This is a genomic window from Hydrogenobaculum sp. Y04AAS1 (assembly GCF_000020785.1).
Classification (GTDB): Bacteria; Aquificota; Aquificia; order Aquificales; family Aquificaceae; genus Hydrogenobaculum.
In genome coordinates, this window is record NC_011126.1 from 145,958 (window position 1) to 172,062 (window position 26,105).

Annotated in this window: 34 protein-coding genes; 20 read left to right on the plus strand and 14 right to left on the minus strand. The window is 35.1% G+C overall.

Annotated features, from left to right (window positions below):
* Position 1: 1 nt before the first annotated feature.
* Positions 2-1,120 carry a methionine adenosyltransferase gene (gene metK / locus HY04AAS1_RS00840; RefSeq protein ID WP_012513210.1) on the minus strand — a complete coding sequence of 373 codons (1,119 nt, stop codon included), beginning with the start codon at positions 1,118-1,120 and terminating at the stop codon, positions 2-4.
* A complete protein-coding gene (locus tag HY04AAS1_RS00845; RefSeq protein WP_012513211.1) occupies positions 1,113-2,072 on the minus strand; it encodes a bifunctional phosphoglucose/phosphomannose isomerase in 960 nt (319 codons plus the stop codon). Before HY04AAS1_RS00845 ends, metK begins: the two co-directional genes overlap by 8 nt.
* 84 nt (positions 2,073-2,156) lie before the next feature.
* Here HY04AAS1_RS00845 and HY04AAS1_RS00850 point away from each other — a divergent pair, with 84 nt between their 5' ends.
* From HY04AAS1_RS00850 to fliN, 12 genes are read left to right on the plus strand one after another with little or no spacing between them, the layout of a single operon-like run.
* Positions 2,157-2,438, plus strand: coding sequence for an acylphosphatase (locus tag HY04AAS1_RS00850; protein WP_012513212.1), 282 nt, complete (start codon positions 2,157-2,159; stop codon positions 2,436-2,438).
* Positions 2,401-3,462 carry a LysM peptidoglycan-binding domain-containing protein gene (locus HY04AAS1_RS00855; RefSeq protein WP_012513213.1) on the plus strand — a complete coding sequence of 354 codons (1,062 nt, stop codon included), beginning with the start codon at positions 2,401-2,403 and terminating at the stop codon, positions 3,460-3,462. The genes HY04AAS1_RS00850 and HY04AAS1_RS00855 overlap by 38 nt, the downstream gene beginning before the upstream one ends.
* A 38-nt stretch (positions 3,463-3,500) precedes the next feature.
* Positions 3,501-4,022 carry an inorganic diphosphatase gene (gene ppa, locus HY04AAS1_RS00860; protein WP_012513214.1) on the plus strand — a complete coding sequence of 174 codons (522 nt, stop codon included), beginning with the start codon at positions 3,501-3,503 and terminating at the stop codon, positions 4,020-4,022.
* A complete protein-coding gene (locus HY04AAS1_RS00865) occupies positions 4,019-4,978 on the plus strand; it encodes a KpsF/GutQ family sugar-phosphate isomerase (RefSeq protein ID WP_012513215.1) in 960 nt (319 codons plus the stop codon). Before ppa ends, HY04AAS1_RS00865 begins: the two co-directional genes overlap by 4 nt.
* Positions 4,975-5,619 (plus strand): CDP-alcohol phosphatidyltransferase family protein, encoded by a 645-nt coding sequence (locus HY04AAS1_RS00870; RefSeq protein ID WP_012513216.1) that lies wholly within the window; start codon positions 4,975-4,977, stop codon positions 5,617-5,619. The genes HY04AAS1_RS00865 and HY04AAS1_RS00870 overlap by 4 nt, the downstream gene beginning before the upstream one ends.
* A gap of 4 nt (positions 5,620-5,623) precedes the next feature.
* Positions 5,624-7,462, plus strand: a complete 1,839-nt coding sequence (locus tag HY04AAS1_RS00875) for a hypothetical protein (protein ID WP_012513217.1) — start codon at positions 5,624-5,626, stop codon at positions 7,460-7,462.
* 2 nt (positions 7,463-7,464) lie between these two features.
* A complete protein-coding gene (locus HY04AAS1_RS00880) occupies positions 7,465-7,839 on the plus strand; it encodes a flagellar biosynthesis protein FlgB (RefSeq protein WP_012513218.1) in 375 nt (124 codons plus the stop codon).
* A 14-nt stretch (positions 7,840-7,853) separates the two neighbouring features.
* The gene (flgC, locus tag HY04AAS1_RS00885; RefSeq protein ID WP_012513219.1) at positions 7,854-8,264 is read left to right on the plus strand and encodes a flagellar basal body rod protein FlgC; all 411 of its coding nucleotides are present in this window, start codon (positions 7,854-7,856) and stop codon (positions 8,262-8,264) included.
* A 2-nt stretch (positions 8,265-8,266) separates the two neighbouring features.
* Positions 8,267-8,572, plus strand: a complete 306-nt coding sequence (gene fliE, locus HY04AAS1_RS00890; RefSeq protein WP_012513220.1) for a flagellar hook-basal body complex protein FliE — start codon at positions 8,267-8,269, stop codon at positions 8,570-8,572.
* A gap of 7 nt (positions 8,573-8,579) precedes the next feature.
* Complete coding sequence (fliF, locus tag HY04AAS1_RS00895; protein ID WP_012513221.1) at positions 8,580-10,082, plus strand: flagellar basal-body MS-ring/collar protein FliF; 1,503 nt, start codon at positions 8,580-8,582, stop codon at positions 10,080-10,082.
* Positions 10,083-10,094: 12 nt separating this feature from the next.
* Positions 10,095-11,060 (plus strand): FliM/FliN family flagellar motor switch protein, encoded by a 966-nt coding sequence (locus HY04AAS1_RS00900; RefSeq protein ID WP_012513222.1) that lies wholly within the window; start codon positions 10,095-10,097, stop codon positions 11,058-11,060.
* A complete protein-coding gene (fliN, locus tag HY04AAS1_RS00905) occupies positions 11,060-11,509 on the plus strand; it encodes a flagellar motor switch protein FliN (RefSeq protein WP_012513223.1) in 450 nt (149 codons plus the stop codon). The genes HY04AAS1_RS00900 and fliN overlap by 1 nt, the downstream gene beginning before the upstream one ends.
* Here fliN and pfkB read toward each other — a convergent pair whose 3' ends face one another.
* The 6 genes from pfkB to HY04AAS1_RS00935 are packed head-to-tail and all read right to left on the minus strand — an operon-like array spanning position 11,510 to position 16,500.
* Positions 11,510-12,430: a 1-phosphofructokinase gene (gene pfkB / locus HY04AAS1_RS00910; RefSeq protein WP_012513224.1), complete on the minus strand. Its 921-nt coding sequence runs from the start codon at positions 12,428-12,430 to the stop codon at positions 11,510-11,512.
* Positions 12,427-13,329 carry an aldolase gene (locus tag HY04AAS1_RS00915; protein ID WP_012513225.1) on the minus strand — a complete coding sequence of 301 codons (903 nt, stop codon included), beginning with the start codon at positions 13,327-13,329 and terminating at the stop codon, positions 12,427-12,429. The genes pfkB and HY04AAS1_RS00915 overlap by 4 nt, the downstream gene beginning before the upstream one ends.
* Positions 13,322-13,879 carry a hypothetical protein gene (locus HY04AAS1_RS00920; protein WP_012513226.1) on the minus strand — a complete coding sequence of 186 codons (558 nt, stop codon included), beginning with the start codon at positions 13,877-13,879 and terminating at the stop codon, positions 13,322-13,324. Before HY04AAS1_RS00920 ends, HY04AAS1_RS00915 begins: the two co-directional genes overlap by 8 nt.
* A complete protein-coding gene (locus HY04AAS1_RS00925; RefSeq protein ID WP_012513227.1) occupies positions 13,876-14,793 on the minus strand; it encodes an MlaD family protein in 918 nt (305 codons plus the stop codon). The genes HY04AAS1_RS00920 and HY04AAS1_RS00925 overlap by 4 nt, the downstream gene beginning before the upstream one ends.
* Entirely contained in the window at positions 14,786-15,520 is a 735-nt protein-coding gene (locus HY04AAS1_RS00930) for an ATP-binding cassette domain-containing protein (protein WP_012513228.1), read from the minus strand. The genes HY04AAS1_RS00925 and HY04AAS1_RS00930 overlap by 8 nt, the downstream gene beginning before the upstream one ends.
* On the minus strand, positions 15,517-16,500 hold the full coding sequence (locus HY04AAS1_RS00935) for an ABC transporter permease (RefSeq protein WP_012513229.1): 984 nt from the start codon (positions 16,498-16,500) through the stop codon (positions 15,517-15,519). Before HY04AAS1_RS00935 ends, HY04AAS1_RS00930 begins: the two co-directional genes overlap by 4 nt.
* Positions 16,501-16,546: 46 nt before the next feature.
* Here HY04AAS1_RS00935 and HY04AAS1_RS00940 point away from each other — a divergent pair, with 46 nt between their 5' ends.
* The 3 genes from HY04AAS1_RS00940 to HY04AAS1_RS00950 are packed head-to-tail and all read left to right on the plus strand — an operon-like array spanning position 16,547 to position 18,337.
* The gene (locus tag HY04AAS1_RS00940) at positions 16,547-16,990 is read left to right on the plus strand and encodes a hypothetical protein (RefSeq protein WP_041307962.1); all 444 of its coding nucleotides are present in this window, start codon (positions 16,547-16,549) and stop codon (positions 16,988-16,990) included.
* The gene (locus HY04AAS1_RS00945; protein ID WP_012513231.1) at positions 16,987-17,913 is read left to right on the plus strand and encodes a GTP-binding protein; all 927 of its coding nucleotides are present in this window, start codon (positions 16,987-16,989) and stop codon (positions 17,911-17,913) included. The genes HY04AAS1_RS00940 and HY04AAS1_RS00945 overlap by 4 nt, the downstream gene beginning before the upstream one ends.
* A gap of 7 nt (positions 17,914-17,920) precedes the next feature.
* A complete protein-coding gene (locus HY04AAS1_RS00950; protein WP_012513232.1) occupies positions 17,921-18,337 on the plus strand; it encodes a hypothetical protein in 417 nt (138 codons plus the stop codon).
* On the opposite strand, the gene HY04AAS1_RS00955 is transcribed toward HY04AAS1_RS00950, so the two are convergent.
* From HY04AAS1_RS00955 to guaB, 6 genes are all read right to left on the minus strand, one after another.
* Entirely contained in the window at positions 18,325-19,212 is an 888-nt protein-coding gene (locus tag HY04AAS1_RS00955; protein WP_012513233.1) for a sulfite exporter TauE/SafE family protein, read from the minus strand. The genes HY04AAS1_RS00950 and HY04AAS1_RS00955 overlap by 13 nt on opposite strands.
* Complete coding sequence (locus HY04AAS1_RS00960) at positions 19,209-19,907, minus strand: sulfite exporter TauE/SafE family protein (RefSeq protein ID WP_012513234.1); 699 nt, start codon at positions 19,905-19,907, stop codon at positions 19,209-19,211. Before HY04AAS1_RS00960 ends, HY04AAS1_RS00955 begins: the two co-directional genes overlap by 4 nt.
* Positions 19,904-20,095 (minus strand): helix-turn-helix domain-containing protein, encoded by a 192-nt coding sequence (locus HY04AAS1_RS00965; RefSeq protein ID WP_012513235.1) that lies wholly within the window; start codon positions 20,093-20,095, stop codon positions 19,904-19,906. The genes HY04AAS1_RS00960 and HY04AAS1_RS00965 overlap by 4 nt, the downstream gene beginning before the upstream one ends.
* An 87-nt stretch (positions 20,096-20,182) precedes the next feature.
* Positions 20,183-20,560, minus strand: a complete 378-nt coding sequence (locus HY04AAS1_RS00970) for a hypothetical protein (RefSeq protein ID WP_012513236.1) — start codon at positions 20,558-20,560, stop codon at positions 20,183-20,185.
* Between the two features lie 19 nt (positions 20,561-20,579).
* Positions 20,580-21,251 (minus strand): type III pantothenate kinase, encoded by a 672-nt coding sequence (locus HY04AAS1_RS00975; RefSeq protein ID WP_012513237.1) that lies wholly within the window; start codon positions 21,249-21,251, stop codon positions 20,580-20,582.
* On the minus strand, positions 21,248-22,717 hold the full coding sequence (gene guaB / locus HY04AAS1_RS00980; protein WP_012513238.1) for an IMP dehydrogenase: 1,470 nt from the start codon (positions 22,715-22,717) through the stop codon (positions 21,248-21,250). Before guaB ends, HY04AAS1_RS00975 begins: the two co-directional genes overlap by 4 nt.
* Before the next feature lie 100 nt (positions 22,718-22,817).
* Here guaB and HY04AAS1_RS00985 point away from each other — a divergent pair, with 100 nt between their 5' ends.
* Genes HY04AAS1_RS00985 through HY04AAS1_RS01005 form a run of 5 tightly spaced genes read left to right on the plus strand, consistent with a single transcriptional unit; the run spans position 22,818 to position 26,098 of the window.
* Positions 22,818-23,009: a twin-arginine translocase TatA/TatE family subunit gene (locus HY04AAS1_RS00985; RefSeq protein ID WP_012513239.1), complete on the plus strand. Its 192-nt coding sequence runs from the start codon at positions 22,818-22,820 to the stop codon at positions 23,007-23,009.
* Between the two features lie 54 nt (positions 23,010-23,063).
* On the plus strand, positions 23,064-23,252 hold the full coding sequence (locus HY04AAS1_RS00990) for a twin-arginine translocase TatA/TatE family subunit (protein WP_012513240.1): 189 nt from the start codon (positions 23,064-23,066) through the stop codon (positions 23,250-23,252).
* 2 nt (positions 23,253-23,254) lie between these two features.
* Positions 23,255-23,815, plus strand: a complete 561-nt coding sequence (locus HY04AAS1_RS00995) for a protein phosphatase CheZ (RefSeq protein WP_012513241.1) — start codon at positions 23,255-23,257, stop codon at positions 23,813-23,815.
* A 13-nt stretch (positions 23,816-23,828) separates the two neighbouring features.
* Positions 23,829-24,212, plus strand: coding sequence for a chemotaxis response regulator CheY (locus HY04AAS1_RS01000; RefSeq protein ID WP_012513242.1), 384 nt, complete (start codon positions 23,829-23,831; stop codon positions 24,210-24,212).
* A 17-nt stretch (positions 24,213-24,229) separates the two neighbouring features.
* Complete coding sequence (locus HY04AAS1_RS01005) at positions 24,230-26,098, plus strand: methyl-accepting chemotaxis protein (protein ID WP_012513243.1); 1,869 nt, start codon at positions 24,230-24,232, stop codon at positions 26,096-26,098.
* Positions 26,099-26,105 lie beyond the last annotated feature (7 nt).

Genomic DNA, 26,105 nt, shown 5'->3' on the forward strand with positions numbered 1-26,105 from the left:
ATCAAGAAAAATACTCTAGTTTATCAAGCTTTTCCCATGGAAGACCTTCTTTGCCAAAATGCCCATAGCAAGAGGTTCTTTTGTATATAGGCTTCCTAAGATCTAAGGTTTCTATGATATCTTTTGGATATAGGCTAAAAACTTCTCTTATTCTAGATTTTATAAGATCTATTGGTTTTGTTTCAGTGCCAAAGGTCTCTATGTCAAAGCCTATAGGTTCTTTTACACCAAAAGCATAAGCTATTTGTACCAAGATTTTTTTAGCCCAACCAGCTGCCACTATGTGCTTTGCTATATACCTTGCCATGTAGGAGGCAGCCCTGTCTGTTTTTGTAGGGTCTTTGCCAGAAAAAGCGCTTCCTCCTGAGAAAGAAATATCACCATAAGCATCTGATACAATTTTTCTGCCAGTCATACCCGTATCCGCCACAGGCCCACCTATTATAAATCTGCCAGCTGGGTTTATCTTTATTTTTGTTTCTTTTCTTAAAAGCTCATTGGGTATATGTTTTTTAATGATGTCCTCGAAGATGAGTTCTCTTAGATGGTTTAGGCTTATATCTGGATCGTGTTGTACAAACATATTTATAGAATCTATATAAAATTTGTTTTGATTTTCGTATTTGATACCCACTATCGTTTTGCCATCTGGTCTTAAGAAGGGCATTATACCTTTTTTTCTAAAGTCTGATGTGGTTTTTGAGATTTTATGAGCAAAGTAAATGGGGGCTGGTAAAAAGCTTTCCGTCTCATCGGTGGCATAACCTACCACTATGGCACTATCACCTGCTCCTTCTGATGCTATGCAAAGGGCTATCTCTGGGCTTTGCTCGTTTATAGAGCTTATAACGCCTATAAGATCTCCGTCAAAACCATACTCTGGTTTTGTATATCCCACTTCTTTTATAGCTTTTTTTGATACTATCTGCAAATCTACATATGCAGAGGAAGAGACTTCCCCTGCTATAAATACAATGTTGGAGCTAAGCAAGACGTTTATAGAGACCCTAGAAAACGGGTCTTTTCTCATGAACTCATCCAATATCTCATCGGATATAATGTCTGCAAGCTTGTCTGGATGCCCTTCAAAAGGTGATTCCGCAAACCTTATCCTATCCATCTTGAAGCCTCTTTTTTACATAGGTTATTATATCTACAGGCAACGGGTCATAGCCGTACATGTTTGCCAAATGATAGCTGGCAAAATCCCCTATGTATATATTCTTTAAAAGCCTTGAAATGTAGGAGTTTCCTTCTTCGGATATGAGTATTGGGTTAAAGCCCTTGTCTTTTAAAATGTCTATTGTCATATTTACTCTTAGGCTTACCCTTGGGTGTTCTTTTTTATCTGCTACTATAACAAACCTAAGGTATTGGTTTATGTCTGGGTTTGTATAACCTACCACTTCGTTGTGATGCATCTCTGGTATATATGCGTTGTAAGCTGGTGTTTTTGAGTTTTCGTTTATTTGGGTTTTAAACCTGTAAGCGGCTGCTTCCATAAGCGGTGTTCCATATATTATAGGCACATATCCAAACAAGCTTTTTGCTATGTCTTTTGAGATTTCCTCATAACGAGAGCTTGAAGCTTTTAGATCTTCTTTTAAGTCTAATATTTCTTCTTCTTTTCCAAAAAGCCATAAACAAGCATTAAGCATAAATCCAAGAGCATACCTCGGAGGATAACCAGTGGGTATTTTTATGTGTGGTACACCGTGCTTGTTGGACAATTCTTCTAACTTTCCGCCAGAGCTTATAGATATTATTTTCGCCCCTACTTTTATGGCTTGTTCAAATACAGATATTGTTTCTTCCGTATCGCCACTATAAGATATACATACCACAAGAGCGTCTTTGTCTACAAAAGGCAAAAGTTCATACCCTTTTATGGAGAATACGGGCTTGTTAAAACCATTTTTTATAAGGTAGGATTTCATTATTTCTCCTACAATACCAGACCCTCCCATACCGCTAAACACAAGCATGTTGTAGCTTTGTGGCAACATGTTACCAACATCGACTTTTTCAAAGTGGTCTCCAAAACCCCTCAACATTTCTAATGCGCTTTTCATTTTCAAATACCTCCTTAAGTAATATTTTACATCAATATATCCTCATTGATAAAGATAAATTTTGTATGTTATAATGTCTTTTCAATGAAGTATATTCTAAAAGGAAAGGTTTTTGGAAGAGTTCAAAAAGTAAGTTTTAGGGCTTTTACCAAAGATATAGCGGATAGTTTGGGTATACAAGGCTATGTTAGAAACGTTGAAGATGGTACGGTAGAGTTTGAAGCTATAGGAGAGAAAGAAGCTCTTGAGATGTTTTTAGAAAAGCTAAAAGAAGGTCCAAAACATGCCTTTGTATCTGATATAAAATATAACATGGAGGTTTTTGAAGATGAAGATTATCCAAAAAGCTTTGATATTTTGTATTAGTCTGGGGCTTTTGACGTGGCAAGCTAAGGCTTATGAGTGTCATTATTACAAGATAAGAAAAGGGGACACTATAGACGGTATTGCTCTCAAGTTTCACGTTTATACAAAATCCATAAAAGAGGCAAACCCTTCTCTTAGGAGACATAAATTTTTGTCTATAGGGCAAAAAATCTGTATCCCTTATAAACCAAAAAGACCAAGAATACCTACCATGGGCTATAAAGTAAAAAGCGGTGATACATTGTCGGTTTTGGCGAAGCGTTTTGGTACATCTATAAGGGAGTTAAAAGAGCTAAACAACCTTCATAGAAATTTTCTAAGGGCAGGAGAGACTATAAAAGTTCCTTACAATACGAAGTATGTAGAGAGATACGAAGGCAGAAAGTACAAACTTTATATTATCAAAAACGGTGGTACCCTAAGAGACGTTTCAGATGTTACTGGTGTACCTTTAAGAATACTTGAAAAATTAAACCCAGACTTGATGGACAAATACCTTGGCAAAGGAGTTGTAGTAAAGCTTGGCAAAAAGCATATCACCTATAAAAAAATTATAGCAAGAGCTAAAAAGCGTTATAAAGAACATTATAGGACTAAACCGCTACCAAGCCAACCAAACAATCTAAAAGCCCTTACTCAAGAAGAGGCTAATTCTCAATCAACGTTGCATAAACATGTAAATATACCACTACCCGTAGAAGGCCAGATACAAAGGGCCCAAAGGGGCATAAATATCGTTACCGCCTGTGGAAATCCGGTAAAAACTATAAACTCAGGCATAGTGGTATATAGTGGTGATGATTTGGTAGCTTACGGCAATATGGCTATAGTGGATGGTGGAGGTATTATAACGGTTTACGCTTATAACCAAAAGCTTTTTGTAAAGAAAGGTCAGATGGTAAATAAAGGTCAAACCATAGGTTTGGTGGGGACAAAGCCTGGCACTTCTATTTGTGAGCTTCACTTTGAATTAAGAAGCAAAGACGGCACTCCTATAGACCCTATTACTTACTTTGGTAGATAGTTTGTTATAATATATTTAAACTTTAAAGGAGGTTTGTTATGGATTTAAGCAAGATAGTAAGTAAAAATCCGCCTGATGATATCTACGCTTTTATAGAGATACCCAAAGACAGTAACATCAAATACGAGCTCGATAAAGAAAGTGGCGTTATATTTGTTGATAGGGTACTTTTTACCGCTATGTACTATCCTTTCAACTACGGTTTTATACCAAATACACTAGCTGAAGATGGAGACCCTGCAGATATTCTTGTAATATCGGAGTTTTCTGCTGTGCCTGGTTCTGTAATAAGATGCTCTTTGGCGGGTATGCTTGAGATGGAAGATGAGGCTGGTATAGACACAAAATTTCTAGCAGTGCCTCACAAAAAAGTAGACCCTTCTTTTTCTCATATAAAAGATGTAGACGATATACCTCAACATATAAAGGACAAAATAAAGCACTTCTTTGAGCATTATAAAGAATTAGAGCAGGGGAAATGGGTGAAGATAAAAAATTTTATATCCAAAGAAAAAGCTTCTGAGGAATTGAAGAAGGCCATAGAACGTTTTAACAAATGAGCCTTGTAAAAGACACGGCTTTAGAGACTATCTCAAAAGAAATAGAGGCCGTTGAAGGTTTAAAGCTTTTAATAAACGAAGATTTTGAAAAAGCTATATATGTTATACATCGCTCCAAAGGTAAAGTTATATTGACTGGAGTGGGTAAGTCAGGTCATATAGCTAGGAAAATAGCTTCCACTATGGCAAGCGTTGGTACCCCCGCGGTGTTCTTGCATCCAAACGAGGCTTTACACGGAGACCTTGGTATTATTTCAAAAGAAGATGTTGTTTTGGCATTGTCCAACAGCGGCGAGTCTGCTGAAATACTCTATATGATTCCTTATATAAAAATGATGGGATGCTTCTTGATATCTGTTACAAACAATAAAAACTCCACTTTGGCAAAACAAAGCGATATATCAATAGTACTTAATATTGAAAAAGAAGCATGCCCCTTAAACTTGGCTCCCACATCTTCCACCACTGCCATGCTTGTACTTGGTGATGCTATGGCTATGAGTCTTTTGAGGCTTTCTGGTTTTAAAGAAGAGGATTTTGCTCTTTTACATCCGGCTGGGTTTTTAGGCAAGAAGCTAAAGCAAGTAAAAGATGTGGGTCATTTTGGCGATGAGCTTCCTATTGTAAAAAAAGATGCAAAGATCTACGAGGCCATTATAGAGATAACTCAAAAGGGCTTTGGGGCTACAGCCGTAGTAGATGAAGCTGGAAAGCTGGTGGGCATATTGACAGATGGTGATATAAGAAGGATTTTGGAAAGTAAAGTAGATATAAACACCACTAGTGTGTATGAGGTTTGCACTAAAAACCCAAAAACTATATCAAAATCTGACATACTAGCAAAAGCTCTATCTTTGATGGAAAGTTATAAGATAACCGTTCTTATCATAGAAGAGGACGAAAAGCCCATAGGCATAATACACCTTCACGACATACTGAGGTCTGGTATAAATTGAATACTTCAAATATTTTTACAATCCCAAATCTTTTATCATTTTTTAGGCTTTTAATATCTCCATTTTTTTTATTTCTAGTAAAAGCCGATATAAAGCTAGCGTTTTTTCTATTTATTTTAGTTAGTATCACGGATGCTTTGGACGGGCTTATAGCAAGGCTTACAAACAGCATAAGCCTTTTGGGCAAACTGCTTGATCCTGTAGCTGATAAAGTTTTGATATTGTCTTTGTCTTTTGCTTTTATAAGACTAAAGTACCATATGCCAGCTATTCTTTTTAAGCTAATATTGGCTAGAGAGGTGTTTATAATCTTAGGGAGCTTTTTATTGCTCTATCTTGGTGTAGTGCCAAAGCCCTCTTATCTTGGAAAACTTGCCACGTTTTCTATGATAGTGCTTTTTTGTGGGCTTTTTATAGAAAATATTAAGAACTACGAAATAAAATTTATAGACTTGCTTTACGATGTAGTAGGTATTTTTGTAGTGCTTAGTTTCTTAGAATATTTAGAGCGGTGCAACCGCATTTCGGGGCAAAGGAACAGGCATAGCCTCTCCAAAGCGCAGAGAGCGGCTTGGAAGCACACTTTAAGTATAGGTGTTAGAAATATAATAAGCGCATTAAACCGTAAAGTTTTAAAATAGATTCATGAAGCTTTTTATAAAGAAGCTTTTTATACTTTTTGTATTTATACTTGTTTTGTTGGCGGCTTCTGGTATAAAATCCTTTGGCGTAGGCTCAAGTTTAAACGCTTATTTAGAAAGAAAGCTAAATCACGCTATAGAGCTTATACATCTAAGGGACTACCAAGACGCTATCTCAGAGTTTATGGATGTGTACTCTATGGCTCCAAAAAGTAAATACGGTGAGCTTTCTTATCTTTACATAGCAAAGGCTTACGCTTACGAAAACTACTACAGCGCAAATATAAAAGGTGTTCAGAATGCTATAGTTATGCTAAACATGTACCCATTTTATTATAAGGTCCCTTCTTATATAGCTCTACAAAGAGAAATAATAGGTGATATATATCTTCTTTTGGGAGATTTCAACAAAGCTGGTGGTGTTTTTATGGTTTTATCAAGCAAACACCCAAATGTAAATAAGTATAAAATCAAGTTAGCCTATGCAACCCTTAGAAACCACGATAAAAGCGGTATAGATTATATTAAAAGCATTCAAAACAAAGATATAAAAACCCCAGAAGATACGGCTCTTTATTATTTTGATTACGGCATATACTATTTTTTGACTGGAGATTATAAAAACACTACCTTCATGCTTCATGAAGCTTCTAACTACGATAGTTTTTTGTCTTATCACCCCTATTACGAGTTTCTTTATGGATACGCTTTTTATAAGTTATCAGATTGGCAAGATGCCATGTTTCACCTTGAGCTTTCAAAAAGAAGGGATATATATGGAAGGTATAAAAACAAGGTAAATTATATACTGATGCACATATATCTTATTACAAAAGACTATCTTGATGCTCATAGGATTTTAAAAGAATTTTTAAAGCATGACGGTGTTTTCTACAATCCAGTTGCCTATATATCGCTTAGTTCTTTATGGATGCACCCTGGTTATTTGGCTACTTACAAGATACCGTTTTATCAAAATACCTTAGATAAGCTTATGTGGCTTCATTTTCCAAGCGTTTTATCTTTGTATCCAGATTTTGGCCTTCTCAACTACTACCTTGAAGGCGGACTTAATTCCGAAGAGATCCAAGATATGTTTATAGGCTTTTTAAACATAAAATTTCCAAAAAAAACCATAAATTTTGATGATATTAATGTATCATTTGAAAAGCCTGTAAACTATATATCAAACCTTATATCAAGAGAAAACCCCTACAATGAAACCTTTGCCTATAGGCTTTATAGCGTTTACAAAGAAGACCCCTCTTTATTTGCAATGTTTATACAGCCAAGCACTTATGAGAACATATCAAGAGTTTTTGTGTATGTAGGTGATACCAATGGACTTGGATTTACAAGTGGCACCCAAGATCAAAATATAAAGACGTTTCTACAAGGAGAGTTTTATATAGAACAAGGCGATATAAAAGACGGCATAACCGACTTAAATTCTGTTTTAAACAATTTAAAAGGCGACGATAAAGAAGAGGCAGAATTCCTAATAGGCTATTACAACAATGACGATGCTATGTTAGATAGATTTTTGTCTCATAAAAATATTTACGCCTCTAATAGATTAAAAGACTATGCTAAGCTTGGACTTTTAAAAGACGGCATATTAAAGTTAAACAAAAAAGATTATCAAAATGCTTTAAAATATTTTGAAACCTATATAGAGATTTACAATAAAACAAAAGATGACACATATTGGTGGGCTTTATATAAAGCTGCCTACATTAGCCACTTGCTAAAAGACAAAAATGAGTTAAAATATATATTAGGTTTGGCTAAAAATAGCCAAAACCTTTGGGCGAAGGCTGCTATTATTTTGTGGGGTGAATAGTTATGGGGCTTTTTAATGGCGTAGATGAAGTAGTTCCTTATTTGGATTATACTTGGTTAAAGCATAAGGTTATACTTAGTAATTTAGCAAATGCAGATACGCCTCATTATAAGGAGTTAAACGTTAGGTTTGTACCTTTTGAAAAAGAGCTTGCCCTAAAGATAACAAACCCCAAAAAACAAATTCAACCTGTACAAACAGGGCCTCATTTTGATATATTGGAAAAGGAATCTGGGCTTATAGGAAACGATAGAAACAACGTTAGTATAGAAAAGCAGATGGCACAGGCAAACGCAAATTATATAGCCTACGAGACTTATATGAAAATGATAACAGACAACATAAACGAACTAAATACAGCTATAAAAGGGCAATAAAGGAGGTGTAAATTATGCTTGATATATTTAACGCTTTTGATGTATCTGCTTCTGGTATGTATGCAGAGCGCATAAGAATGAACACTATCGCTTCAAACCTTGCAAACTACGAATCTTACAAGACAGATGGCACTCCTTATCAAAAGCTAGAGCCAGTGTTTCAAGCGGTTTACGATAGAAATATGCTTTCAGATGGTTTAGTACCGGTTAATGTTAGCGAAATTAGACAATCAAACGGTTTTAAGCTTATATACGATCCTTCAAATCCTCATGCAAACACTCAAGGGTATGTGGAAGAGCCAAATATAAACGTTACTACCGAGATGGTGGATATGATTACAGCTACACAGAGCTATCAAGCTAATCTCAGTGCTTTTAATATGACAAAGAATATAGCTCAGTTTACTATTAATAGCTGGACCTGATTATGGATAACATAATAAAAAGTATACCGGACCTGTTTGGAAACGTAAACAACAACACAGAAAAGCCCAAATCACAAAACCAAGGGGCAGAGTCATTCTTCGATGTATTATCAAACTTTTTAAACTATACAAACGATGTGCAGCAAACTGCCGAAGCTACTAAAAAGGCTATATTGGAAGGCGCTGATATTCCGCTTCACGATGCTGTAGTCCAATTTGATAAAGCTGGTGTGGTATTAAACTTGTTGGTGCAGGTGAGAAACAAGCTTTTAGATGCTTATCAGACTCTTATAAATACTCAAGTTTAAATAATCTATGGACTACAAAGAAATATTAAATAATTTAAAAGAGCGTTTCCAAGCTTTAAACAAAACTCAGCAAATTATAGTTTTGTCTATACCTGTAGTTTTAGCGCTTTTAACTGGATTAATATTTTTTTTGACATCAAGAGTACATTATGCGGTCTTGTATGGAGATTTAAACAACAGAGACATGGCTGCCATAGCGGAGCAGCTTGAAAAAGACAACGTAAAATATAAAATAACTCAAGACGGTAGGACAATTTTAGTCCCAAAGCAAGAAGCCAGACAGCTTAGATTAAAACTTGCTGCTATGGGGCTTCCGACAAAAGGCTATCCAGGTTTTAAGCTTTTAAACAAAATGCCTCTTGGAATGACAGATTTCATGCAACATGTAGAATATCAAAGAGCCCTAGAAGAAGAGCTGTCAAATACGATATTAGGTTTTAGAAATATAGAAAAAGCAAAGGTAAATTTAGCTATACCAAAACCAAGCATATTTATAACCCAAAGCCAAAAACCCTCAGCTTCGGTATTTATAGAATTAAAACCGGGGGCTTCAATCACAAGACGTCAGGTGATAGCTATAAGGAATTTGGTGGCCGCTAGTGTGCCCGATTTAACTCCCAACAGGGTGACTGTGGTTGATAGCAACGGCGTGGACCTAACGGAAGAACTAAACAACCCCTCTTCCTATCTTACAAATGAACAGTTAAGGGTAAAAACAGATTTAGAAAACTCCATAACAAAACATCTTGAACAAGTGTTGGGTCAGGCTCTTGGTTACAACAACGTTAGGGTTGCTGTGGATGTAGAACCAGATTTTTCTCAAGTGGAAACAAAATCAAAAAATTACAATCCGAACACTACAGCAATAGTTAGTCAACAGAAAAAACAAGAAACCACCACAGGTACCAGCGTATCCGGAGTACCAGGTACAGCTTCAAACATACCACCAATGAGTGGACTTAGACCAAACGCCAATTTTCAATCTACGAAAAAAGAAGTTACTACAAACTACGATGTTAGTGTAGAAAAAACTCATGTTGTAGATAAGACCATACGTATAAAGAGAATGAGTGTAGGCGTCATAGTAAACGCTGATCTTAAAAACGTGAATCTAAACAGTATAAGACAATTGGTAATTGCGGCGGCTGGGGTAGATCCAAAAAGAGGTGATACCGTATCTGTCATAGCGGTACCTTTTTATAGACCAGTTGTACCGAAACCCCCTATATATGTTGTTTATGCAAAGTACGGTATAGCTGGTATCTTACTTCTTTTGTTGCTTGGAATATTGCTTTTTGTATTCTTAAAAACCAGAAAAAAACCAGAAGTTCGAGAATTACCAGCTGTAAGTGCAGCTATGGAAGCTTTAGAATCGCTTGAAACTGAAGAGCTAAGAGAAAAAGCCAAGGAGCTTATTACCGTTGATAAGATGATAAAGGTAACTAAGGAAAATCCAGATAAGGTGGCAAAGATTATTAAGCATTGGCTTAGTAGCACCAAAAAGACTTAGAGGTGAACAACTATGGCTGAACAAGTATTAGGTCAGGAAGAGGTAGACCTTCTTTTAAAGTCTTTAGGCAAAGAAGAAGAGGTAGAGGAAAAATCTTTAGAATACGAGAAGTTTGATATAGATGATTTAGAGCGTATTTCTCTAGGCACAATAGCAGGACTTGAGATTATATTAGAAAAGTGGAGCAGGCTTTCAAGGGTAAAGTTATCTAGCTTAATAGTGGCTATTAATAACATTTACAAAGCTGAAACATCTCTCATAAGATTTGAGGATTTAATAACTAAATTACCAGTTCCATCGTGTATAAATATGTTTAATATTACTGGGTTAAAAGGTACGCACTTTTTGATATTAGATCCTCGTATGATTTATAGCATAGTAAGTGTTATATTTGGTGGTTCTGCTAAACCTTATAGGATAGAAGGTAAGGAGTTTACAAAGTTAGAGTTAAAAATTATAAAGAAAGTGGTGGATTTACTTTTAAGCGCTTTTCAAGAAAGTTGGAATAGTATATTGTCTGGAGAAGTTATGTATTTGGAAACGGAGGTAAACCCAGCCCTTATAGCTCCTATGAATTCTAAGAAGGAAATGTTTATACAAGCTCATATAAATATAGAAATAGATGGCATAGATTATCCTATTTTTCTTGCTATACAAAACTCTTCTTTAGAACCCGTTGTAGATAGATTAAGAAACGTATCAGAAGTATCAGATTATGTTGATTATGATAGTATAAATAAAAATTTAATAAAAAATTTAACGGTTAGTTTGTCTGTAGCGATAGATGGTGGTGATTTTATGGTAAAAGATATACTAGAATGGGAAGTAGGTGATACTATAACACTCAAAACTTCTGCTAACAGGCCAGTAAAGGTAAATATAGAAGGGATGCTTAAGATGTATGGTGTATTGGGGCGCTCTAATTCTAAAAAAGCTGTTAAAATACTAAAATTATTGGATAACAAGGAGAGTCAATAATGGCAGAGGAAGAAAAACAAGATCAACAACCTGAAGAGATCAAGGAAAAAGAAAACAAAGTAGAACCTACACCTCAAAACGATGAAGACTTGATGAAATTGTGGGAAGAGGCTATACAAGCCCAAGCTCAAACCGAGTCCAGCGCTGAAAACCAACAAGCTCAAGCTACTACACAAGATATATCTAAAGATTTACAGCGTATACTTGATATACCTCTTTCTATTACTGTAGTTATAGGGACAACGGTAATAACTATAAAAGAGTTGCTTAATCTAAGGCCCGGTTCTGTGATGGCGTTGGATGAGTCTATAAATAGTTTTGTATCCGTTTATGCAAACGGAAAACTCATAGCTAAAGCTGAACTTGTGGTAGTTGGAGAAAACTTTGGCATAAGGATAGCAGAAATAATAGAGAAAGAAGAGCGCGTAAAATCTTTAGCAAGTCATTAGTTATAAGTATCTTAACTTTACTTGTTCTTTTATGGCAACAGCATCCTCTAGCGTAGCTAACGCTGTACCAGATTTAAGCGTTGTGGCTGTTCCTGTTGCTACCGCATATTTTAAAGCTTCTTCATCCGAAAGCCCCATATGCTTAGCGTATATAAAACCAGCTACCGCAGAATCGCCAGCTCCTATAGTGTTTACTACCTTGACGGCTGGAGGTGTTGCATGCATTATTGCATTTTGACTTACATAAACTATTCCGTCTTTACCTAAAGATACCAAAACTATCCTTACACCCATTCTATTTATCTCTTTTGCAGCTATTACGGCGTCTTCTATAGTTTTTATATCTCTTCCTACTACCCTAGAAAGTTCGTGTTTGTTTGGTTTTATAATGTCTGGTTTGTGGCTTATGTTAAATTTTAAAACATCTCCGTCTGTATCTAATACTACTGTAGCAGATTTTGATTTTGCCATATCTATTATCTTTGCGTATACAGCCGGTTTAAGACCTTCTGGTAGTGAACCAGATATTACTACATAAGAAGGGTTGTCCAGGTTGTTTATTTTCTCTATTAATTTTGTAAGTTCAAACGGTGGTATATTGGGCCCTTTTGCGCTTATTATAATTTGGTTGTTGTCTGTATTTATAATGATGTTTGTTCTTGTCTCTTCTGATATTCTTATAAAATCAAAATTTACCCCTTCATTTATCAAAAGCCCCTCTATCTCAAGCCCTGCAAACCCACCTACAAAACCAAGAGCTACGTTAGGCACACCAAAATTAAACAACACCCTCGATACATCTATACCTTTACCGCCGGCATATTTTTCTTCTTTTAATATTCTGTTGGTATCATCTTGCTTTAGCTCGTCAAGCCATATAGTCCTATCCAAAGCTGGATTTAAAGTAATTGTATATATCATAATGGGTTGTCTTGAAAAATTTTATATGCTTCTTCTGGTGTTTTATCGTAAAGGGTTATGGCAGATATGGCTTTTGTCATTGCTATGGCTTCTTTTAAAGGTCTTTGGTGTATATTTCTACCAGTGCCATTTCCTCTTACACCAGCTTCTTTATAGAGATATAACTCTTTTAAAAACTCTAAAACCCCTTCTTTCGAACCTCCTTCGCATATAAGTCCAGTATTACCAGCTGCTTCTACTGCTATGTGAAGCAGCTCTTTTACATCTTTTCCTTCTTGTTTTGGTACTTTTATTTTGGCAAAATCCGCTCCAAGACATGCCGCTACACCGGCAGCTCCAGCTATAAGCTCTGGGTCATGTTCGTTTTTTACGGCTTTTCCTTTAGGATACATCCATAACACCGCTATCATGTTGTTTTTGTGCGCTTTATAAACAAGCTCTGAGGCTTCTTTTAGCATTACATGTTCAAACTCACTGCCAAGATACACTGTATACCCTACTCCTAATATCTTTATTCCCTTTTGTTTTATATCTAAGATTTTATCAAAATCATGAAGACTCAAGCTTATTGGATCTCTTTGCTCAAAAGGTACTAGGTTTGTCTTAGAGTTTACTTTGACAAGATAAGGTACGTTTGGATATTTTTTTGCATATCTTGTGATAAGTCCAAGTTGTGTAGCAAAAATACCTATTTCTCCTTTTGAGGCTATTTTAAAAAGGTGCTCTGGGTTTGCATCATCTTTTGCTATACCTTCTCCATAAAAATCTTTATTTAGATGTTCTATTTTTTGGTCTCCGGCAAAAAGCATGAGATTTCCGGTGTTTTTTGTGGCTTCGTTGAAGTTCTTAAGAAATTCTTCTTCGTTTGATACATTTGCAGGTATGATTACTTCAAGCATTTTTGCCCTCCTTAATGGTTATTATAGCATCTTTTATAAAGCTATTTAATTTTTTTGCCATGGTTTGTAGTGCCATGTTTTCTTGTTCCATAAGCTTACTAAAATCTTTGACAGAAAAGGCTTTGTTGTAGTTAAAATCTTCTATCTTATAGGTGTTTTTATACTTTAAATAAAACCTTGCTTTTAGTATCATATTACCGCTATTAAATGTTTTGAAGCTTGGTTCAAAGTCGTAAATGTATATTGAAAGCTTATAATCTGATATGGGTTTTTCCACTAAGTAAGGTAGTGCTTCTAAAAGATAGTTCTTGACAGTGCAGTTTAAACTACAAGGAAAACGGTGTTTTGCAAAATATCTTAGTTGATGTTTATAAATGTAAGCCATATCGTCAGTGTCTAAGTATCTTGGAGAGCTAACGCTTGATATGTAAACTTTTTTGACGTTTGTATAGCTTTCTTTTGGTTGTATAAATTCTATAGTTTTTTCTTTTTGGACAAAAGCACAGGAAGTTATGAGTATCATAACAAAGGCCAAAAGAATGTTCTTCATTTTGTTTCCTCCAGTGGAAAGGGTTTTTGGCGGTTTATGATAAAAAATGCATTTGGATGATTTTTTATATGTTTTATTAGAATCCTCATCTCTTTAGATGTTTTTTGTATATCTTTCAATGTTTTGTTTATTTGAGGGTATATGTTGTTTGTCAACATATCTGAATTTGTTTTTAGGCTTTTAAGAAGGGTATCTAATTTTGTCGTTTCTTTGTTTAAGTTATCCGCCAAGAGGTTATATTTTTCTACAGTATTGTTTATATCTTTTACATCTAATTCGTTTATCTTTTTGTTAAAAGCCGTTAAAACTTTGTTGGTATTAGATAAAGAGTTTTTGGAATCTTTTATAAGACTATTTAGGTTTTTTATGGTATCATTGATGTTGTCAAACAACGTATCAAATTTTTTGGTATTTTTGTAGGATGTTAGATTGTTTAGATTTTTTATAAGGTTGTAAGCGGAATAAAGTATTTGAGGTATGTAATTTGATATTTGTTGAAGTTCTGATGGTTTCATAGGTATCACGTAGGCCTCCAAATCTTTGTCATAAAAAGCTTTTACCCCTTTCTCATGTTCTAAATCTATATATGATAGACCAGTTATACCAGTTATCCCTAAGCTTGCTATTACATCTTTTTTTAAGTCAAGATTTCTCTCTACGGATATTTTTATCTTTATGGTTTCTTGGTCTTTTGCTATTTTTATAGCGTTTACTTTCCCAACATCAACACCTTTGTATTTTACCGGTGAACCTATGGATAGACCAGCTACTGAGTATTTTGTGAAGATGTAGTAAGTGTTTAAGTTTCTATTTTTAAAAAAGCTTGTAGAAAAATATATTGTGGCTACTACAACACCTATTCCAAAAACTATAAAAAATCCTATCAACGTGTATCTTGGTTTTCCTTCAATCATAGCAATGACCTCTTTGACCTTTTATAAAAGATTGTATCCATGGGTGGTTTTGAGCTTTTAACAAATATGGGTTTCCATTGAAGATAATCTTTTTGTCATAAAGCATAAGCACTCTATCAACTATTTTTAAAGAGGCTATATCGTGAGTTACTATAACGACGGTGGTACCTAAGCTATCTCTTGTAGATTTTATAAGGCTATCAAACTCATCAGCAGATATTGGGTCTAAGCCAGAGGTAGGTTCATCAAGTATAAGTATATCTGGTTCCAGCGCCAAAGCCCTTGCCAAAGCCACTTTCTTTTTCATGCCCCCAGAAAGCTCACCCGGATAAGCCCATATGTTGGTAAAACCAACCATGTTTAACTTCACTATAGCATTTTTAAAAGCAATGTCTTTTGATAGTAAAGTCTTTTTTAAAACTGGATACATCACGTTTTCTACACTTGTGATAGAATTAAAAAGGGCGTTAAATTGAAACACCACCCCTATTTTGTCCCTTATCTTTTGTATGGTTTTCTCATCGTCAAAATCTATCTTTTTCCCATCAAAGTATATCTCCCCAGATTTTGGTTTTAAAAGAAAAAGCATCAATTTTACCAAAGTACTTTTACCAGATCCGCTTCCACCTACTATAGCCACTATCTCTGATTTTTCTATTTTAAAGCTTATATTTTCATGGACTATATAATTGCCGTATCCAGAGTAAACATTTTTAAATTCTATCATATGCCAATCTTTGCAAAGATGATAGAGAATAAAGCATCTATTACTATGATACCAGAGATGCTTATCACTACACTTTTCATAACGTTTAATGTGACGTCTTCAGGCTTTTTACCAGAATAAAAACCAAAGTATGTGCCTACAAGTCCTATATATGCTCCAAAAAACGGAGCTTTTACCAAACCCACAAACACCTGGTTAAATCCTACAACCTCTCTTAGTCTATCAAAAAACATATCAAAAGGGATATCTAAAGAAGTATTTGCTATTATAGCCCCGCCTAGTACCATTACGTTGCTGGAAAAAAGCACCAGCAAAGGCGTTATCAATGTAAGAGTTATGATTCTTGGTAAACCAAACACCACGTAAGGAGATATGCTCATCACCTCTATAGCATCGATTTCTTCGTATACATTTCTTATGCCTATGTTCGCTGTATATCCACTGCTTACCCTACCAGCCAATATTATACCGGTGATAAGTGGACCAAGCTCTCTAAAGGCCGATATACCTATTAGATTTACTATAAATATATTTGCTCCAAAGCTTATAAGCTCATTTGCGCTTTGATAAGCTATCACTATCCCTACCAAAAACGAAAGCACCGCCAATATAAAAAGAGAGCCAATACCAGAACTTTCTACTTCTTTTAAAAAAGATTCAAATTCTATATCTTTTATATTTTTAAAACTATGGTAAACCAATATTCCTATATACTCTAAAAACGTTAAAGATAAGTTTATATTTGAGTCTTTTTTTGTCTTTTCGTTGTTGTATTTTAATAGCTCTTTTACTTTTTGTATAAACTCTATATGTTCTTTTTTGCCTACTAGTTCTTTATCTTTATATTTTTCTAAAAGCTCCAATACAAAAATGGCTCCGAAGGTATCTAATTTCTCAATATCTTTTATATCTATTGTGTGCTCTTTTATAAAGATAGATACATCAATTTTCCCCTCAATGGTTTCTTTCGTTAAGTCCATAGCCTAATTTTAACAAAATATGCTTTGCAGTGATATAATTAAAATTATGAAAAAGTTTTTTTGTATATCATGTTTACTTAGTTTTTTGGCTTTTGGTGAAAATGTGCAAATTGTCCAACAACCTATACAACCTTCCCAAAACGCTAATCCACCCCAAGCCAATACATCTTCTCCCGCCCAGGCACCATCTAACTCTCAATCTTCAAATTCTCAAAATCAATGTCCTACCGAAGATGCTATAAAAGGATATCTCGTATCCCAGAATTTAGCCACATATACGATATTGGCTATTGTTCCCTCCCAATCTGTGCCAGGATATTGTGATGTTATACTAAAGAGCATGAACAACAAGACATTTTTTATTAGAATAAGAAACGATATGGCTTACGTTATATCTGGAAGCGTTGTCAATACAACTACTGGCAAGGTGCAAGTACCAGATATGAGCAAATTTAACACCACAGACAACACTACAAACAATCAGCAATGATATCTTCTTTTGTAATAACGGGGTTTTTAGGTGCTGGTAAAACTACTTTTATGCTAAAAGCTGTAAAAGAGCATTTTAAAGATAAAAAAGTAGCTGTTATTGTAAACGAGATTGGTGATGTAGGTGTTGATGGTAAAATACTTCAAAATGTTTATTCTAACGTGCTTGAGCTTTCAGAGGGTTGTATATGCTGCACTTTGCAGGCGGAGTTTGAAAAAGGCGTTTACGAGATTTTAGAAAAATACAATCCAGATTTTCTTTTTGTAGAAACCTCTGGAGCTTCAAATCCCTTTCCTATCATGTTAAGCCTTCAAAATATAGGTTCTTTGTTAGAAGGTGTTGTATGTGTTGTAGATGCAAAAAATTTTCATAACTATAAATCTAACGAAACTTTTAAATATCAAATAGGCAGCTCAAATATAATAGTTATAAATAAGATAGATTTGGTATCTGAAAAAGAATTAGAAAATATAGAGAACGAGGTAAAAGTCATAAAGAAAGAGTATAATCTAAGAGATTTTCTAACCTCAGAAGAATTTTTTAAAGATTTTAAAATCTATAAAAGTAAATACGGCCAAGTAGACGAAAATTTGTTTAAACACGTCTATCCTATAAGAGATTTACCAAATCTACCAGTCAATTTAGCTGGAGTAAACCATCTTGAAGAATCCCATATAGGGGAGTTTGTGGTATTTTTAGAAAAAGAGATATTTTACGATGAATTGGAGCAGAAGTTAAAAAATATACCTAAAAATATATACAGGATAAAAGGTATCGTGAGGCTTAAAGATTTTCAAACTCCTATGGTTGTCAACTATGTGTTTGGTTATACGGAGTTAAGCCCCATAGAAAAATACGATGGTAAGTCTTTTTTAGTATTTATTGGTGAGAATATCAAAAAAGAAAATGTTTTTGTATTATAATTAATGTATGGGTATATTGTTTGATAAGAAAGATTTTTTGTCGTTGGTGGGATACTCCTTTTCTTTGCTTGGAAGGATAAACAAAGAGCTAAGTCTAGCAGAAAATTTAAGCGTACTAAGAAATATAACGCTCCTTGGTATAAGGTTTGATAAAAAAGACGAGAGCATTCTAAAAGCTTTGATAGATTCAACTAGGACATCAGATGCATTTTTTGTGTTTGAAGATTTCCTGGTGCTTTTACTGTTTGGTACTGATAAAGAAGGGGCTATACACATAGTAAACGAGCTAAAAGAATTTTTTGGACAAAATATGTTTTACACTATGGCTACATCTCCGGAAGATGGTGATAACGCATCAGCTTTGGTAGAAAACTTTAGGGGTATGGTAAGGCTAAAGCTTTCTTTAGATATCTACGCTTTATAGTATTTTTTATATTTTATTGTTTCGATTACCATACTAGACAAGCCTATTCCCATAACTGTTATTATCACTAAAAAAAATCCTATATCAAGGTTGTGAAGGTTGTGAATTCTCAAAGGTGTTTTTATGCTAAACCCTAACCATTCTGGTTTTGAAAGCCCCAACACCCCAACTATAAAAAACAAAATACCACCAAAAAATAGCGTTCTTGCAGCGGTAGTTCTTGCTATTTTTCTTGATATCTCTTGTGGTAAATTTAAGGATTTACCAAGAAGTCCAAACAATGTACCCATAATTACTTGCACCGTTGTAGTACCAAGCCCAAACATAAATCCCGGCAACCAACCAGCGTAGGCGTTTGGCATAGAAGGAGCCAGCACGGTATATATAATTATTGCAAAAGCCCCAAAACCCCACCCTGCTATAAATCCATGCAACATTGCCATCTTTATAGTTATAACTTCGCGAGTATCATCTATGGTATGTCCAAGAAGTGCCTCTTTGTGATGCGAGGTGTCTATCTTGCCAAAGTGTATATGAAACATGTCTTTGTATTTGAATATATATAGCCCACCGAAGGCCATAGCTAACCCTACAAGTATGTATATGATGTATTCTAAGATAGGTATTTTTAGGAAGTTTACCAAAGAAAAATAAGCTAGCTCGCTGGCTATAGCCCTTTGTAGCGTAAAAGCTAGCGAAAAAGATAAACCCACTAAAAACCCTTTTTTCGCTGAGTAGCTTCCAACGGAATAGCTAAATGTTATAGGCCAAGTATGTTCATCCGGTGTTATGCCGTGTATTATCCCCAACAAGTAAGCTGTTAGTAGCGTTACCCATATGTTAGAAGATGTCGTTACGTTGTATAAGTCTATCATCTGCAATTGTATATACTCATATAAACTCTTGCTATGGATTCGTAAGAAAAGTATATGAGTATCACACCTATTAATTTATATACAGCTTGATGTTTCAGTTTAATAAGGTATTTTGATAAAAATCCAAAGCTAAACATTGTAAACATGGTTCCCAATCCAAAACTAAACATTATGAGGATGCCTTGTATCGGGCTTTTAGAAAGAGCTGCCAAAAGCAAAAACCCATAAACCATAGGGCATGGTAAAAACCCGTTAAAAATCCCTATTAAAAATGGTGAAAAAATGCTTTTCGTGCTGGATAAAACGTTTATTATATATATGATACCTTCGTAAAGAGGGTTTAAAAAGCCTATGCTACCTATGGCTTTCCCAAAAATCAGCTTTAGACCTATGAAGGCCATTAATATGCCTATAGCTACCGAAAATACTCCGGAAATATACTTTATATTGCTTACAAAAACCCCAAACTTCATACTCCCGAAGCTTACCAAAAAACCAAGAAACATATAAGATAGCATTCTACCTAAGTTGTAAAGAAAAAGATAAATGATATTTTTTATATTATTTTCTTCGCTTAGCTTCGATACGCTAGCCGGAAATACTCCACACATGCCGTAGCAGTGTACAAACGATAGAAATCCCGAGATAAATATAAGCACATAGTTTGTGGTTAAACCGAATATGCTTGTTATCATACTTCTTCAGCTTCTAGTCTTTTTATAGCTGAAAGCGGTATCCTATAGGCTCCATTTAACTTCACTATCCTATCTCCATCTTCTGTCCAAAACCTACCGCATTGTATCATGCGATAGACTGTTTTTGTGCTACAGCCAAGTAGCTCCGCCAATTCTTTAACGCTAATATACTTCTTTTTAGTATTCACGGCTTTACCTCCTACTAACCATTTAATATTAGTATAACCAAATATGGTTAGGAAGGCAAGCCCTAAAAATGTAGCTAAATCAACAACTTACTTTCTTGTAGTTTTCGTGCTCTTAGGTTTTCGGCTTTTCTTGGTGTTTGAATCTGCCTTTTGGTCTTCTATATCGGGAATAATCTTGAGGAGCTTTGGTTTTATCTCTTCTATGTATTCTCTCATACCCCTTATGCGGTAGTGAATAGACGAAAAGTCTGGTACCTCTATACCTTTTGGTACTATGTCTTTTGTCTTTTTCTCCAAATCTCTCAAAGACCAGCCGTATTTTTCTCTAAGGGCTATCAAAAACAATACCAGCCTATCGTCGTATTTTTTGGGTCTGCCTGGTCTTTTGCTTTTTTTAGCCGACACCTTCGGCACAAAATCTTCAAGCTTAGCCAAATGCTGTTCTAACTCTTTTTTTGTCATCATAGATATTATTATAACACATTTATTTTTTAAAAGCCAAAAATATGCCTTTTGGCGTAAGAAATTTGTCTATGGTAAACATGTCCTCAAAAAAATTTGCATCTCCTCCTGTGATAACAACTTCCACGTTTTCCTCGCTTTTTATTGTGTTTATAGTACTAAGAAGCTCTTTTGCTATGCCGTATGCTATGGCTTCTTGTGTGTTTGACGGTTTTTGGAAATTTCTTGCTTTTTCTAATTCGTTTGTTGGCATCTGTAAATGCGGTACGCTTATACTTAAACATTCTTTTCTTTGGATCAAACCAAGTGTTATATATCCATACTCTATTTTGGAATTTTTCACTATATCGTATGTGATAGCGCTTCCCATACTCACCACTAAAACGTTGCTGGAGTAAAGCTTTGAAGCTGCGTAGGAGTTTATGAGTCTATCTATGCCATATTCCTCGTATGGACTTTTGAAGTCTGTAAGCTTTTCAAATAGAGATGTGTCTATTTTTCTTAATTTATTTATTATGATAAAATCTTCAAACTCCTTGTTGGTGGATATGGCGTAAATTTCTTCTTTATAGTTTTCGATATAACATTCTAACGTTGGTCTTTTTGCAGATATGTCAAATATAACATCTATGCTATCTATAGACTTTACCTCATAGTACTTTATCCTAGTGTTACCTATATCCAATATCTTCAAGGTTCTAAAGAGTAGTTTGGAGCTTCTTTTGTTATTGCCACATCGTGAACGTGAGATTCTCTATACCCTGCTTGGGTTATCTTTATAAACCTCGTGTTTTCTTGTAAAGCTTTTATGTTTGGACTTCCGGTGTATCCCATACCAGATTTAAGCCCACCTACAAGCTGATACAAAACATCTATAACACTGCCCTTGTAAGGTACTCTTCCTTCTATGCCCTCTGGTACAAATTTTTCTAAATTTTCTTGGGAGTATCTATCTGCTGAGCGTCTTGACATCATAGCCCCAAGAGAACCCATGCCTCTATACACTTTGTAAGCTCTGCCCTGATAGAATATGTGCTCGCCAGGTGCCTCGTCTGTACCAGCCAACAAGTTCCCGAGCATTACAGAACTAGCACCTGCTGCTATAGCCTTTACTATATCCCCTGAGTGTCTTATACCACCATCCGCTATGATTGGTATATCGTATTTTTTGGCGACTTCATAACAATGTGCTACTGCGCTTAACTGCGGTACCCCTACGCCACTCACTATACGGGTAGTGCATATGGACCCTGGACCTATACCTACTTTTACCGCATCAACTCCTGCTTTAACAAGGTCTTCTACAGCTTTTGGAGTAGCTATGTTGCCACCTATAACCTGCAAATCTGGGTATTTTGATTTTACTTGCTCTATTACTTCTAAAACTCTTTTAGAATGTCCATGGGCTGTGTCTACTGCTATTACATCAACTCCAGCGTTTACTAAAAGCTCCAAACGGTGCATTGTATCTGGACCTGTGCCTATGGCAGCCCCTACCATAAGCCTTCCATATTTGTCTTTTACAGCTTCTGGATATTGAATACGCTTCATTATATCTTTTATGGTGATTAGCCCTTTCACTTTACCTTCGTCGTCTACTATAGGTAGTTTTTCTATCTTGTGGGCTCTTAATATCTCAGTGGCATCTTCGAGGGATATTCCCTCTTTTGCTGTGATGAGGTTTTTAGAGGTCATAAACATAGAGATAGGTTTGGAAAAATCCTGATGTTTTACAAATCTTAAATCTCTGTTTGTAAGAATGCCTATGAGTTTTCCGTCGTCGTCCACCACTGGAAGACCAGATATTTTGTACTTATCCATGAGCTTTTTTGCTTCCTGGACTGTATCTGTGCTTTTTATAGTGATTGGTTTTAGTATCATGCCGCTTTCGGATTTTTTTACGAGTTCCACTTCTTTTGCCTGTTCTTCTGGGGTCATGTTTCTGTGGATAATACCAATACCGCCTTTTCTTGCCATGGCTATAGCCATTTTGTACTCTGTGACAGTGTCCATAGCGGCAGATACTATTGGTATATTTAGTTTTATTTTCTTGGTAAGATATGTAGATACATCCGCTTCATAAGGTAAAAATTCAGCGTAAGCTGGCTCCAGCAGCACATCGTCAAATGAATAATATTCTCTAAGGTTATGCTCTAACATAATCTTATTATATAATAAATACTTTTTCAGAGTAAAGTTTTCTTTTTTTTAAAAGCCTAAAAGTAAAATTAGTATTATATTAATAATATAGGAGGTTTTTATGTTTGGAGATTTATTTGACAATCCATTAAAGCTTGTGCTTATATTTGCAATAGTTTTGGTGCTTTTTGGAGCAAACAAACTACCAGAAATGGGTAAAGGTTTAGGAGAAGGTATTAGAAACTTTAAAAAGGCACTTTCCGGAGAAGCAGAGGAAAAGAAAGAAGAGGAGAAACCAAAAGAAGCCAATTAATTTTGTAAATTTTTATCTTCATAATTATGATATAATTTGTTAGGAGGTTGTATTATGTTTCATATGCCAAACATTACTGAGCTCATTGTTATATTGTTTGTGGTATTTCTTCTTTTTGGTGCAAATAAACTGCCAGAGGCTGGCAAAGGTTTAGGAGAAGGTATTAGAAACTTCAAAAAAGCACTTTCGGGGGAAGACGATAAATCAAGGGAAAAAGAGGTAAAAGCAGAAGAGGTGAAGTAAAGATGGGGGTAAGTGATTTGAACGATATCATAAAGCAACTGCTAGAAGAAATTAAAAACTTAGAGACCAAAGTAGAGGATATAAAAGCTCCTATAGAGGAGACATCTAACTTACTTCCATCTGCTAGCGCTTCTTTGCAAGATGTGATTGAGTTTACCGAAAAAAGTACACATCAAATCATGAGCCTTTTGGATGCCATAGAGACGAATTCTAAAAAGATAGATGAAGATATAAGTACCTTATTAAAATTAAAACCCACAAAAACCATAAACGGTATTTTGGAAGAGATAAAATCTTTAAACCAAGATAATCTCAATAAGCTTATAGAAATATACACTGCAATGTCTTTTCAAGATATTACAGCTCAGCAGATAAAGAAAGTAATACAGGCTATAGAGGATACAAAGAGAAGGCTTCTTCAAATGGTGGTAAGCTCTATAGAAGCCAGCGAAAAGGATGAAACTACCAAAGAAAAAATTATAGGTAAAGCAACGGAGATTTTAACTGGAGACCGCATAAACCAAGACGATGTAGATGAACTATTAAAAGAATTTGGACTTTAGAGGAGGTGCTTTTATGCCTTTACCACCAAGAGATATTAGAATACTGGTAGTAGACGATATGTCCACTATGAGAAGAGTTATCAAAAGCATACTAAACCAGCTTGGATATTCAAACATTGAAGAGGCTGAAAATGGTAAAGATGCCCTTTCAAAACTATCTTCTTCTAATTATGATTTTGTTTTGACAGACTGGAACATGCCAGAGATGGATGGTTTGGAGCTTGTAAAAACCATAAGACAAGACCCAAATCTAAAAGATTTACCTATATTGATGGTAACAGCGGAAGCTAAAAAAGAAAACGTGCTTGAGGCTTTAAAGACCGGTGTAAATAACTATATAGTGAAGCCTTTTACAGCGGAAATTTTGAAAGAAAAGATAGAGAAAATTTTTAAATAGGTAAAAGGAGGACATTTATGAAGGGAATCTTTTGCAAGGATTTAATTGACGAGAATGCTGAGCTAAAGCATAAGTTAGAGCTTTTAGAAAAAGAGAAAGAGGAACTCTCAAGAAGATATGAAGAACTAAAAAACAAACATCAATCGGAGCTTTCAAGTGTAAAAAGCTCTTTAGAAGATTATAAATCAAAGTTTGACAACATATTGAGAGAGAAAGACACCCTTGCTGAAAAATTAAACTCTTTACAACAAGATTTATCCACCTTCAAGGAAAAGGCAAAACTTGGTTTTGATCTTTTAAATGCCCTTCAGTCAGAAGGTGCTTTTGTAGTAACACCAGATTTTAAACCGGGCAAAGAAGGAAATGAGCTTGTTTATATAAATAAAAGAGGTATTGAGATACTTAAAAAAGAAGGGGATACTATAAATAGAACATTTGGCTACAACATAGACTGGTCAAACCCGTTGGGTACATCTATCCATAAATTCCACAAGGACCCAGAGCGTATAAAAGAGCTTTTTAAAGCCCTAAAACCCGGTGAGGTCTTGAAAAACACAGATATTCATATGGGCAATACCGTTGTAGAATCTTACAGAACAGCCATATACGACGATGACGGTAACGTTATAAACTACGCCGCTGTTTGGAAAGACGCCACTTCAGATAGAATGGTGGATAACATGTATTATTCCACATTACCCACATTAGCCAAGCTATATCATACTATGTCTTTGATAGAAGGATACAGATATAGAGTAGAAACCCAAGTTAGAAACTTTGAAGAAGACCTTGGTGCTGTTATAAATGCTATTACAGAGGTAAACCAAAGCATATCTGATCTTACCAACGCTATCCATAGTATAAAAGAGGTTCAAACAGAGCTTTCAAACAATGTTGAATCTGGTTTTAAAAAGCTTGAAGACACTACCAAAAATATAGATCTTTCCGTAAGTGCTATAGAAAATGTGTCCAGCAGCTCTGAAAAGCTCAGAAAAAGTATTGCCTCTATAAATCAGATAGTAGAGGTAATCATGGATATTACAGAGCAAACCAACTTGCTATCTTTAAATGCAGCTATAGAAGCAGCTCGCGCTGGTGAGGTAGGAAGAGGTTTTGCCGTTGTGGCAGATGAAGTGAGAAAACTTGCAGAAAAAACATCAAAATCTGCCATAAGCATAAAAGATCTCATAGAAAATATCGTAGAAGAGACAAAGATCTCCATATCAAAAACCGAAGAAGCCAAGAAAATCATCGTCAAAAACAAAGAGTATGTGGAAGACCTAAAACAAGGTTTTTCAAGTATTAAACACAGTTTTGAAGAGCTTTCTATGCTTATATCAAAGCAAAGCACCGCTACGGAAGAGCAATCTGCTGTTATTCACAGCATAACCCAAAATATACATTCTCTTGGAGATTCTTTGGGTAAAATAAAGCAAACCATAGAACAACAAGAACCGGTTGTTGAAAATGCCATCAATTTTTCAGAAAACTCGTTTGTTTCTCTAAAAGCCATAAAACCAGGGTACTTTGGAGAGATATATCAAAGAGCAGTGGATCACGGAAAGTTTATGCTAAATGTACTTAAGATGGTTGAAGATAAGATAAGCTTTAGTGTGCCAGATCATACTCAATGTGCTTTTGGAAAATGGTATTACGATCCAAATACAAGAAGTATGGTGCAAAAATGCAGTTCATCTGCAAGTGCAATATTTGAAGAGACGGAAAATCCTCATAAGTATTACCATCAAATAGGTATGGATATAGAAAAGCTGAAAAGACAGGGTAAGAAAAATGAGCTTTATGAGAAACTTATAGAGCTTACAGATTATTCTTCTACTATTGTAGATAAAATAACAAGCCTTGCAGAAAGTTTAAAAGGATGTTAAAGTAAAA

Excerpts from the sequence above, each read along its gene's own strand:
- metK (WP_012513210.1), bottom strand. The coding sequence starts at position 1,120 with ATGGATAGGATAAGGTTTGCGGAATCACCTTTTGAAGGGCATCCAGAC.
- HY04AAS1_RS00845 (WP_012513211.1), bottom strand. The coding sequence starts at position 2,072 with ATGAAAAGCGCATTAGAAATGTTGAGGGGTTTTGGAGACCACTTTGAA.
- HY04AAS1_RS00850 (WP_012513212.1), top strand. The coding sequence starts at position 2,157 with ATGAAGTATATTCTAAAAGGAAAGGTTTTTGGAAGAGTTCAAAAAGTA.
- HY04AAS1_RS00855 (WP_012513213.1), top strand. The coding sequence starts at position 2,401 with ATGAAGATTATCCAAAAAGCTTTGATATTTTGTATTAGTCTGGGGCTT.
- ppa (WP_012513214.1), top strand. The coding sequence starts at position 3,501 with ATGGATTTAAGCAAGATAGTAAGTAAAAATCCGCCTGATGATATCTAC.
- HY04AAS1_RS00865 (WP_012513215.1), top strand. The coding sequence starts at position 4,019 with ATGAGCCTTGTAAAAGACACGGCTTTAGAGACTATCTCAAAAGAAATA.
- HY04AAS1_RS00875 (WP_012513217.1), top strand. The coding sequence starts at position 5,624 with ATGAAGCTTTTTATAAAGAAGCTTTTTATACTTTTTGTATTTATACTT.
- HY04AAS1_RS00880 (WP_012513218.1), top strand. The coding sequence starts at position 7,465 with ATGGGGCTTTTTAATGGCGTAGATGAAGTAGTTCCTTATTTGGATTAT.
- flgC (WP_012513219.1), top strand. The coding sequence starts at position 7,854 with ATGCTTGATATATTTAACGCTTTTGATGTATCTGCTTCTGGTATGTAT.
- fliE (WP_012513220.1), top strand. The coding sequence starts at position 8,267 with ATGGATAACATAATAAAAAGTATACCGGACCTGTTTGGAAACGTAAAC.
- fliF (WP_012513221.1), top strand. The coding sequence starts at position 8,580 with ATGGACTACAAAGAAATATTAAATAATTTAAAAGAGCGTTTCCAAGCT.
- HY04AAS1_RS00900 (WP_012513222.1), top strand. The coding sequence starts at position 10,095 with ATGGCTGAACAAGTATTAGGTCAGGAAGAGGTAGACCTTCTTTTAAAG.
- fliN (WP_012513223.1), top strand. The coding sequence starts at position 11,060 with ATGGCAGAGGAAGAAAAACAAGATCAACAACCTGAAGAGATCAAGGAA.
- pfkB (WP_012513224.1), bottom strand. The coding sequence starts at position 12,430 with ATGATATATACAATTACTTTAAATCCAGCTTTGGATAGGACTATATGG.
- HY04AAS1_RS00915 (WP_012513225.1), bottom strand. The coding sequence starts at position 13,329 with ATGCTTGAAGTAATCATACCTGCAAATGTATCAAACGAAGAAGAATTT.
- HY04AAS1_RS00920 (WP_012513226.1), bottom strand. The coding sequence starts at position 13,879 with ATGAAGAACATTCTTTTGGCCTTTGTTATGATACTCATAACTTCCTGT.
- HY04AAS1_RS00925 (WP_012513227.1), bottom strand. The coding sequence starts at position 14,793 with ATGATTGAAGGAAAACCAAGATACACGTTGATAGGATTTTTTATAGTT.
- HY04AAS1_RS00930 (WP_012513228.1), bottom strand. The coding sequence starts at position 15,520 with ATGATAGAATTTAAAAATGTTTACTCTGGATACGGCAATTATATAGTC.
- HY04AAS1_RS00935 (WP_012513229.1), bottom strand. The coding sequence starts at position 16,500 with ATGGACTTAACGAAAGAAACCATTGAGGGGAAAATTGATGTATCTATC.
- HY04AAS1_RS00940 (WP_041307962.1), top strand. The coding sequence starts at position 16,547 with ATGAAAAAGTTTTTTTGTATATCATGTTTACTTAGTTTTTTGGCTTTT.
- HY04AAS1_RS00945 (WP_012513231.1), top strand. The coding sequence starts at position 16,987 with ATGATATCTTCTTTTGTAATAACGGGGTTTTTAGGTGCTGGTAAAACT.
- HY04AAS1_RS00950 (WP_012513232.1), top strand. The coding sequence starts at position 17,921 with ATGGGTATATTGTTTGATAAGAAAGATTTTTTGTCGTTGGTGGGATAC.
- HY04AAS1_RS00955 (WP_012513233.1), bottom strand. The coding sequence starts at position 19,212 with ATGATAGACTTATACAACGTAACGACATCTTCTAACATATGGGTAACG.
- HY04AAS1_RS00960 (WP_012513234.1), bottom strand. The coding sequence starts at position 19,907 with ATGATAACAAGCATATTCGGTTTAACCACAAACTATGTGCTTATATTT.
- HY04AAS1_RS00970 (WP_012513236.1), bottom strand. The coding sequence starts at position 20,560 with ATGATGACAAAAAAAGAGTTAGAACAGCATTTGGCTAAGCTTGAAGAT.
- guaB (WP_012513238.1), bottom strand. The coding sequence starts at position 22,717 with ATGTTAGAGCATAACCTTAGAGAATATTATTCATTTGACGATGTGCTG.
- HY04AAS1_RS00985 (WP_012513239.1), top strand. The coding sequence starts at position 22,818 with ATGTTTGGAGATTTATTTGACAATCCATTAAAGCTTGTGCTTATATTT.
- HY04AAS1_RS00990 (WP_012513240.1), top strand. The coding sequence starts at position 23,064 with ATGTTTCATATGCCAAACATTACTGAGCTCATTGTTATATTGTTTGTG.
- HY04AAS1_RS00995 (WP_012513241.1), top strand. The coding sequence starts at position 23,255 with ATGGGGGTAAGTGATTTGAACGATATCATAAAGCAACTGCTAGAAGAA.
- HY04AAS1_RS01000 (WP_012513242.1), top strand. The coding sequence starts at position 23,829 with ATGCCTTTACCACCAAGAGATATTAGAATACTGGTAGTAGACGATATG.
- HY04AAS1_RS01005 (WP_012513243.1), top strand. The coding sequence starts at position 24,230 with ATGAAGGGAATCTTTTGCAAGGATTTAATTGACGAGAATGCTGAGCTA.